This is a genomic window from Spirillospora sp. NPDC048824 (genome assembly GCF_043198455.1).
In the GTDB taxonomy this organism is placed as follows: Bacteria; Actinomycetota; Actinomycetes; order Streptosporangiales; family Streptosporangiaceae; genus Spirillospora.
The window spans coordinates 753181-761070 of sequence record NZ_JBICUS010000001.1; the positions used below are offsets into that span (position 1 = coordinate 753181).

7 protein-coding genes are annotated in these 7890 nt (G+C 66.7%); 5 read left to right on the forward strand and 2 right to left on the reverse strand.

The genetic code is table 11. From position 1 onward, the window contains the following. Nucleotides 1–199: 199 nt before the first annotated feature. The 3 genes from ACGFIS_RS03510 (at nt 200) to ACGFIS_RS03520 (ending at nt 2617) form a co-directional block, all read left to right on the forward strand. Nucleotides 200–1405 carry a hypothetical protein gene (locus ACGFIS_RS03510; protein WP_392969288.1) on the forward strand — a complete coding sequence of 402 codons (1206 nt, stop codon included), beginning with the start codon at nt 200–202 and terminating at the stop codon, nt 1403–1405. Nucleotides 1406–1434: 29 nt separating this feature from the next. Next, entirely contained in the window at nt 1435–2007 is a 573-nt protein-coding gene (locus ACGFIS_RS03515; RefSeq protein WP_392912637.1) for a hemerythrin domain-containing protein, read from the forward strand. A 160-nt stretch (nt 2008–2167) separates the two neighbouring features. Continuing rightward, nucleotides 2168–2617 carry a hypothetical protein gene (locus ACGFIS_RS03520; protein ID WP_392912639.1) on the forward strand — a complete coding sequence of 150 codons (450 nt, stop codon included), beginning with the start codon at nt 2168–2170 and terminating at the stop codon, nt 2615–2617. Nucleotides 2618–2635: 18 nt separating this feature from the next. On the opposite strand, the gene ACGFIS_RS03525 is transcribed toward ACGFIS_RS03520, so the two are convergent. After that, nucleotides 2636–2956, reverse strand: a complete 321-nt coding sequence (locus ACGFIS_RS03525) for a hypothetical protein (protein ID WP_392912641.1) — start codon at nt 2954–2956, stop codon at nt 2636–2638. Nucleotides 2957–3505: 549 nt separating this feature from the next. Then, on the reverse strand, nt 3506–4060 hold the full coding sequence (locus ACGFIS_RS03530) for a hypothetical protein (protein WP_392912643.1): 555 nt from the start codon (nt 4058–4060) through the stop codon (nt 3506–3508). A gap of 541 nt (nt 4061–4601) precedes the next feature. Here ACGFIS_RS03530 and ACGFIS_RS03535 point away from each other — a divergent pair. Together ACGFIS_RS03535 and ACGFIS_RS03540 are read left to right on the forward strand one after the other, a co-directional pair. Then, nucleotides 4602–7043, forward strand: a complete 2442-nt coding sequence (locus tag ACGFIS_RS03535; protein WP_392912645.1) for a molybdopterin oxidoreductase family protein — start codon at nt 4602–4604, stop codon at nt 7041–7043. Beyond that, nucleotides 7040–7522 (forward strand): hypothetical protein, encoded by a 483-nt coding sequence (locus ACGFIS_RS03540; protein ID WP_392912647.1) that lies wholly within the window; start codon nt 7040–7042, stop codon nt 7520–7522. Before ACGFIS_RS03535 ends, ACGFIS_RS03540 begins: the two co-directional genes overlap by 4 nt. Nucleotides 7523–7890 lie beyond the last annotated feature (368 nt).

A 7890-nucleotide genomic window follows, 5' to 3' on the forward strand; every position in this document is an offset into this window, starting at 1 on the left:
GCCTTCGAACCAGAAGGGTCACCGTGCCCCAGGGGTAGCCGACGAGTCGCGGGAGGCCGGTTCGCAGGCCGGACCTCAGCCGTTGGACGGAGGCGACAAAACCTTGAAGTCGTTCGGCTGTGGAGGTGCGGAACGGGTGGTGCCGGGTAGGCGCACCCGAGCGTCATGCCGATCCGCTCTCACAGAAGGGGTGAGCCTGGTGGCGTTCAACCCGCTCGAACACCGCGGTATCCCGCTGAACGACCAGCTGCGTAACTGGGGCCAGCTGGACGTCGCGCCCGTCGATCCCGACACCTCCGATCCCTACACCAAGTGCCGCATCATCGCGATGAACGGCATCGAGGTGGAGGCGATCATGTTCAGTCACCACTTCAACCGGGTCTGCCCGGATCTGGAGGTCAAGCAGCAGCTCGCGCAGGTCCGCAACATCGAGCAGCAGCAGCAGAAGGTCGTCAACTGGCTGCTGCCCGGCCAGGCGTCGGTGCTGGAGACCACGATCTCCTACGAGCAGGTCGCGGTCGACCTGACCGGCTGGGTCGCCCGGCAGGAGCCCGATCCCCACCTCAAGCAGGCCTACCAGTTCGGGCTGCTGGAGGACTTCGACCACCTGTACCGGTACGCCAACCTGTACGAGATGATCGAGCACCGCAAGGCCGAGAAGATCATCGATCAGCTCACCGAGGCGATTCCGGGACGGCCGACGCGGCTGCATCACCGCCACCCGATCGACAACGTCCGCGAGCCCTACGATCGGGAGGCGGCCGCGCCGATCTCGAGGCTGCACGCGCTGACGATCATGGCGGCCGAGCAGCAGACGATGAACTTTTACATGAACGTCGGCCCCATGTACATGGAGCCCATCGCCCGGCAGCTCTACCAGGAGATCGGGCTGGTCGAAGAGGAGCACGTCACCCACTACGAGTCGCTGGTGGACCCAGGGGAGACCTGGTGGGAACGGCTGGTCAACCACGAGTACAACGAGTGCTACCTGTACTACTCGTTCATGCAGACCGAGACCGACCCGCGCATCAAGGGCATCTGGGAACTGCACCTGAACATGGAGCTGGAGCACCTGCGCATCGCGTGCGACCTGATGCGCCGCCACGACGGCCGCGACCCCGAACAGGTCCTGGCGCCGTCGCTGCCCGAGCCGGTCACCTTCGAGCCGAACAAGCAACTCGTCCGCGAGCTGCTGGCCACCCAGATCGACTGGACGACGCTGGGCACCGGCTACGTCCAGGAGGCCCACCGCCGGTTCGAGGAGTACCAGGACAAGATCAACGCCGAGCGGCCGCCCAGCGACCAGGTCATGGAGGACCACCAGCACAAGTTCGGCGAGGAGTACCGGCTGGAGACCGAGGGGCCGCACCCCGTCCCGAGCATGCGCCAGAACCGCTACCAGTAGCGGACCGATCGACGAAGCGAGGGAAACCTGTGAGCACCAAGACGACGGACGTCTCGTCCACGACCGACCTGGTCGACCTGCTGAAGGCGCAGCACGGCCGGATCCGGGACCTGTTCGACGAGGTGATGCACTCCGAAGGGCGGGAGCGCAAGGAGGCGTTCCGGGCGCTGGTCCGGCTGCTGGCCGTGCACGAGACCGCCGAGGAGGAGATCGTCCACCCGGTGGCCCGGAGACTGCCCGGCGGCGACGGGATCGTGGACGACCGCCTGGCCGAAGAGCGCGAGGCCAAGGAACTGCTGTCCGAGCTGGACGGCATGGACACCGACGACCCCGCGTTCCTGAAGTCGATCGACAAGCTCCGCATCGACGTGCTGACCCACGCCCGCGCCGAGGAGCGCTACGAGTTCGACCGGCTGGCCGGCCAGTTCAGCCCGGTTCAGCTCAAGGGCTTCGCCGCCGCCGTCCGCGCCGCCGAGGCGACCGCCCCCACCCACCCTCATCCCGGGACCGAGAGCGCCACCAAGAATCTGCTCGCCGGCCCGCCCGCCGCGATGATGGACCGCGTCCGCGACATGATCCGCGACGCCCGCGACAAGGGCTGACCACACCGGCGGCCCGGCCGGGTGATGCGGAGAGCACTGTGATGCCCGTCTGGTCGATGTCTGTTCACCCGCCACGTCGCCATCCAGCAGGGAGTGCCGGCCGTAGTCGACAAGCCTCAGAAGCGCGAATGGCCTTCAACGGCTCGGGTAGGCGGCGTATATGAAAGCCGAAATTCTTGTCAAAGAGGTCGAGGAGGTGCGGAGCCGCTCGGGCAACACCCGGTACGTCGTCCGGGACGACGATGGTGCGGAGTACACGACCTTCCGCCCGCAGATAGGACGGGAGGCCCACAGGTACGAGGGCCATCGCGCCCAGATCAGCTACCACGAAGAAGACCGCGGCGGCTTCCACAACGTCTATCTCGACAGGATCGCGCCGGCCGCTTCCGAAGCCGCCGAGGAGCACGCCGAGCACCATCACGAAAAGAACCCGGACGAGGTCGGCTGGGACACCGCCGTCGAGGCCGCGACCTGGCTCCTGGGCAAGCCCGAGGCGGACAAGGCCGTACCGCCAAAGCGCCTTTACGACAAGCTTCGCCCCTTCAAGGACCTTGTAGCCGATGACATCCGTGAAGGCGCTGACGAGAACGAGCATCCCCGGGAACAGTAGCCCCGCCACTCAGCGGAATTAAGAGTCGCCGTGTCCGGCGTAGGGCGCAGCTAGGCGGGTGACACGGGTCTGCATGGTCAACCAGACCCGTCCCACCACCGGCTCCCCCTCGCCTTCCCTCCGCTCCAAACCGGCAATTTCCCAGGTCAGCATGACCGGGATGATCCTGAGTGCGGTCCCGCGGTGATGGACAGTGATCGGTTCGCTGATGGGACCGATGTGCCGCACGAGCACCGTCGGGGAGGGGTGCCCGGGCAGCCCCAGCAGGTCGCCGACCAGCACATCTCCGGCGGCCACCTGGTTCACGGTGACCGAAGGTCGAGATGCGGGATTGGTCATCGTGCCGGACGCTCCCCGGCCGCGGCAGCGGCAAACCCACCACGTCTACCGCCTTTGGGCCCGGCGGCACCTGCCGAAGCGACTAGGGACACTCGCCAAGTGACAGACGTTTCCCGAAGAGGCCGAGGTGGTGTACCTGCCACGCAACCCTTTCTGAACGGCGCGTTGAGATCGCGAATGTTCGGTGAGATCGCGGGCACTGGCCAACGAGCCGCTGGCCGCGGCGTCATTGCTCCGGTCGGCGTGGAGGTGCGCCAGACGTAGGAGAGGACCTTGCGTTACATCTCATTCCATGGGCAGACCGACAGCGACCAGGCCACCGATCCCGTTGAGCTCGGACCCGTCGGTGGTCAGCCGGCCGCGCATGGGCTCGGCGCAGAGAGCTGTCCGAAGGTGCCGCACGGTCTGCGTGGCCGTTCAGCCACCGACGAGAAACCGGATGGTCACGACGGGAGATCATCCTGACCGCAGGCCGTCGCGTGCCTCGGGTGCTTCGGCGATGAGCACGTCCCCACCGGGCCCGGAGCTGATCTAGGCCTGTTGTGCTGCCTACTGCCCTTCCGCGGCGGCCTGCTCGAGGTCCTGGTCCGACAGCATTCGCTCGTCGGCGTCAGTGGTGGGTTCGGTGCTCGGGGTGAAGCGTAGGCCGTCCATGTAGGGCGTGGGCTGGCCGCGGCGGACGTCGAGGAACTCCTTGGCGTAGTAGCGGCGGGCCTCCTCGACGGTCTTGTCGCCGGTCACGATGTCGTGCACCAGGTTTAGCGCCAGGAAGTTGGCCTGTTCGTCATGGCAGCGGGCGGACAGTTCCCCCGCCGTACGCTCGGCGATCACGCTGCCGTCGAACTCGGCGATTGCGGTGAACTTCTCTGGTGGAACCCGGTAGTCGAGAACCGACAGCACCGAGTCGATGTGGGGTACGGGGAACTGGTGCTCATGGAAGGTCCGGGACGCCTCCACCCGCTTCCATGGGCCGGGCTGGTGCCAGATAAGCAATGATTCGGCCGCTTCGTCCGGCTCACCGTAGGTGTCGAGGACGATCTGTGCCGCTTCCCGCGAATCCTCGGGCCAGTCGTCGATGATCGCGGTCGCGTCTTGGGTCTTCATCGTCTTCTCCTCTTGGTGAACTCCATCGCGGCTGCCAGAGCATCTCTGTCCTTCAGCGGATCGGCTCTTCAGCGGATTGGCGGTTGCGGATGCCCGGCACGCGTAGGGCCAGTGGTTCCCGGGCCAGAAGAGTTCAGTCCTGCCCCTGGCCGCTGATCTCGTCCCTCGCCTGCTCCGTGCGGCTGCAACCACATAACCGGCCGGGGCGCCCTCCGACTGACTCCAGTGGAGCAACCGGTCGTCCGGCGGGGGAAACCGCCAAGCCCACGTAGGACATTGAGATCCCCATGCTGGTCACCGACGGGCTCGCGGCCTTGGGACGGGCTTGTTCGCTGCCGGTAGTGGACCGGCGTTGGTGTGGGCGGAGGCTGCAGGGTTGGGCACGTGCCGTCTCTCGACTTCGCGATGTGCTCGGGAGGGAAGTGGTACCGGCCGTTTGACCGGCGTGCAGCGGGGAAGTTGCGCCTCCGATGTGTGGCTGCCCGGGGCGTGACGTCCTCACCGGGCTCGGTGTTCGGGATCGACTCGGAGGAGAGCAGGAATGGCCGACAGGGTCGCCGAGATCTGGGGGGCGCGGACGCCGTATGGCGCGGGGGAGCCGTGGCCCGTCCGCGTTGACCAGTACCTCGAAGAGGGGGTTTCCGAGGACGAGGTCGAGTGGGTCCAGTCGGCCTGTGTGCTGTGCTCGAACGGTTGCGGCATGGACATCGGTGTTCACGGGGGCCGTATGGTCGGTGTGCGGGGACGCGGCACGGACCGTGCCAACCACGGCCGGCTCGGGCCCAAGGGCCTGTTCGGGTGGCAGGCCGGTAGCTCACCAGACCGGCTGACGCACCCGCTGGTGCGGCGGGACGGAGAGTTGCGTCCGGCGAGCTGGGACGAGGCGATGGGCCTGGTCGTCGACCGCACGCGGGAGGTCCTGGACGAGCGAGGTCCGCTCGGGATGGGGTTCTACAACTCCGGGCAGCTGTTCCTGGAGGACTACTACACGCTTTCGCTGATCGTCCGGGCGGGTATCGGGACACCGCACCTGGACGGGAACACACGGCTGTGCACGGCAACCGCCGATTTCGCATTGAAGGAGACCTTCGGCACCGACGGCGATCCCGGCTCGATGGCCGACTTCGACGAATGCGACACGATCTTCGCCATCGGCCACAACATCGCCGAGACGCACACCGTCCTGTGGACCCGGATCCTCGACCGGCTCCAGGGCCCCGACCGGCCGCGGCTGGTGGTGGTCGATCCGCGCCGGACGAAGGTCGCCCAAGAGGCGGATGTCCACCTGCCGATCCGCAGCGGCACGAACCTGGCGCTGCTGAACGGGATCCAGCACGAACTGCTGGCCAACGGCTGGGTCGACCGGGACTTCATCGAGAACCACACGACCGGTATCAGCGGGCTCGAAGGGGTCGTGAAGCAGTATCCGCCCGAGCGTGCCGCCGAGATATGCGGTGTCCCCGCAGACGACATCCGGGAAGCGGCCCGGGTCATCGGCACCGGTCGGCGTCTGGTCTCCACGTGTTTGCAGGGCGTGTACCAGTCGCACCAGGCGACCGCGTCCGCCTGCCAGGTCAACAACGTCAACCTGCTGCGCGGGATGATCGGCAGGCCCGGCTGCACGGTCTTCCAGATGAACGGTCAGCCGACCGCGCAGAACACCCGGGAGACCGGCGCCAACGGCGATCTGGCCGGGATGCGCAATTGGCAGAATCCCGAGCACGTCCAGGAACTCGCCCGGATCTGGAACGTCGACGACATCCAGATCCCGAGCTGGGCGCCGCCCACGCACGTCATGCAGATGTTCCGGTATGCCGAAGAGGGTTCGATCCGCTTCCTGTGGATCGTCGGAACCAATCCGGCTGTCTCCTTGCCGGAGCTGCACCGGATCCGCTCGATCCTGAAGCAGGAACGGCTGTTCGTCGTGGTCAGCGACGCGTTCTTGACCGAGACGGCCGAGTTCGCCGATGTCGTCCTGCCCGCCGCGATGTGGGGGGAGAAGACCGGCACCTACACCAACCACGACCGGACGGTGCATCTGTCGGACAAGGCCGTCCAGCCGCCAGGCGAGGCCCGCGCGGACATGGAGGTCTTCCTGGACTACGCGCGCCGCCTGGAGTTGACCGACAAGGACGGCGCACCGTTGCTGAAGTGGCGCACACCCGAAGAATGCTTCGATGCGTTCAAGGAGATGACCCGTGGCCGTCCCTGCGACTACACAGGTCTGTCCTACGACAAACTCCGCGGCGGCAGCGGCATCCCTTGGCCGTGCAACGACAAAGCTCCCGAAGGCACCGAACGCCTCTACACCGACCACCAGTTCAACACCAGTAGCGACTTCTGTGAAGACTACGGCCACGCCATGCTCACCGGCGCCGCCTACGAGTACAAAGACCACGCGGCGATGACGACGGCCGGCCGTGCCGTCCTCAAGACAGCGCATTACCTACCGCCGCATGAGCCGCCCGGCGACGAGTACCCGTTCCTGCTGAACACCGGACGCTCGGTCTACCACTGGCACACCCGCACCAAGACCGGGCGGGCCCGCCAACTCGATGCCGCCGCTCCCGACGTGTGGACCGAGATCTCACCGGCGGACGCCCAGAGACTCGACATCGCCGAAGGCGACCTGGTACGGATCCGGTCACCCCGGGGCCAGGTCGAGGCCAGGGCGCGCGTCAGCGGGATCCGCGACGGCGTCGTCTTCCTCCCGTTCCACTACGGTCACTGGGACCGCGACCAAGCCGCCGAGCCCGATGGACGGCCGCGCGCAGCGAACGACCTGACGATCACCGACTGGGACCCGGTCTCCAAACAGCCGGTGTTCAAAACGGCCGCCGTACGGGTCGAGAAGATCGCAGATGGCGGTGGTGAGCCATCCCCCGCGCCGACTACCGCGGGAGCCGAGCCACCACCCGGAGCAGGCCCGGCGACCACCGGCGGCCACGGCGTCACCGAGACCTTCAAGGACGGCGTGTCATGAAGCTCGACAAGGCGATCGAGCAGGTCCAGGACGCCGAGGCCGATCTCGCCAAAGAGCTGCGCAGCCTCGCAGACAGGCACGCGGTCGAGCACGACCTCTACCACCTCGGCCTCACCCTCGCCCAGCAGTGCGCCGAGCATGTCGAGAGCCTCGCCCCGTTCGCCGACCGGTACGGAGCCTCCGGCCAGAAGGTCGCCGGACCCCCCGGGCTCCTGGACCCCATCCGGAAAGCCAGCGCCCGGATGGCCGACCGCTCCGAGCCGGTCGGCATGCTGCTGCTCCGCGACCTGCGCAACCTCTACCTCGGCGCGCAAGAAGCAGAGATCGCCTGGGTGATCCTCGTCCAGGCCGCTCAAGCCGCCCGCGACCGCGACCTTCTCAACCTCGCCAGCACATGCCGCGAGACCGCTGAAACACGCGGAAAATGGCTCCGCACCCGCATCAAGGTCACCGCCCCACAAGTCCTCGTAAGCGGTTAACAACCTGGAGGGCGACATTTGCCACGACGTGTGAATCGCGGCCTGTTTGGTGCGAGGCCATAGGGGAAACCTGGTCCCAGCCAGCGAGTGGGCCAAGTTTCGCCGCAGATTCCAGGAGGTTGTCGTACGTGGAGCACGACCGGAAAGAACCAGCCACGGATTCGCAGGCCCTCTCGGAGCCCACGCCGCCCTACCCCAAGCAGCGGCAGGAGCCTCCCGGCATCGAGCAGCAGGTCGAACCCAGCCCTGGTCTTTCACGAAGCCTGGCTGTTGAGTGGCGCGCCTAAACAGAAAAATGCTCCTGAACTGGGATGATGTGGAGTGTCGAAGTCCGTATCAGTCCAGTTCAAGGAGCACTTTCTACGTGA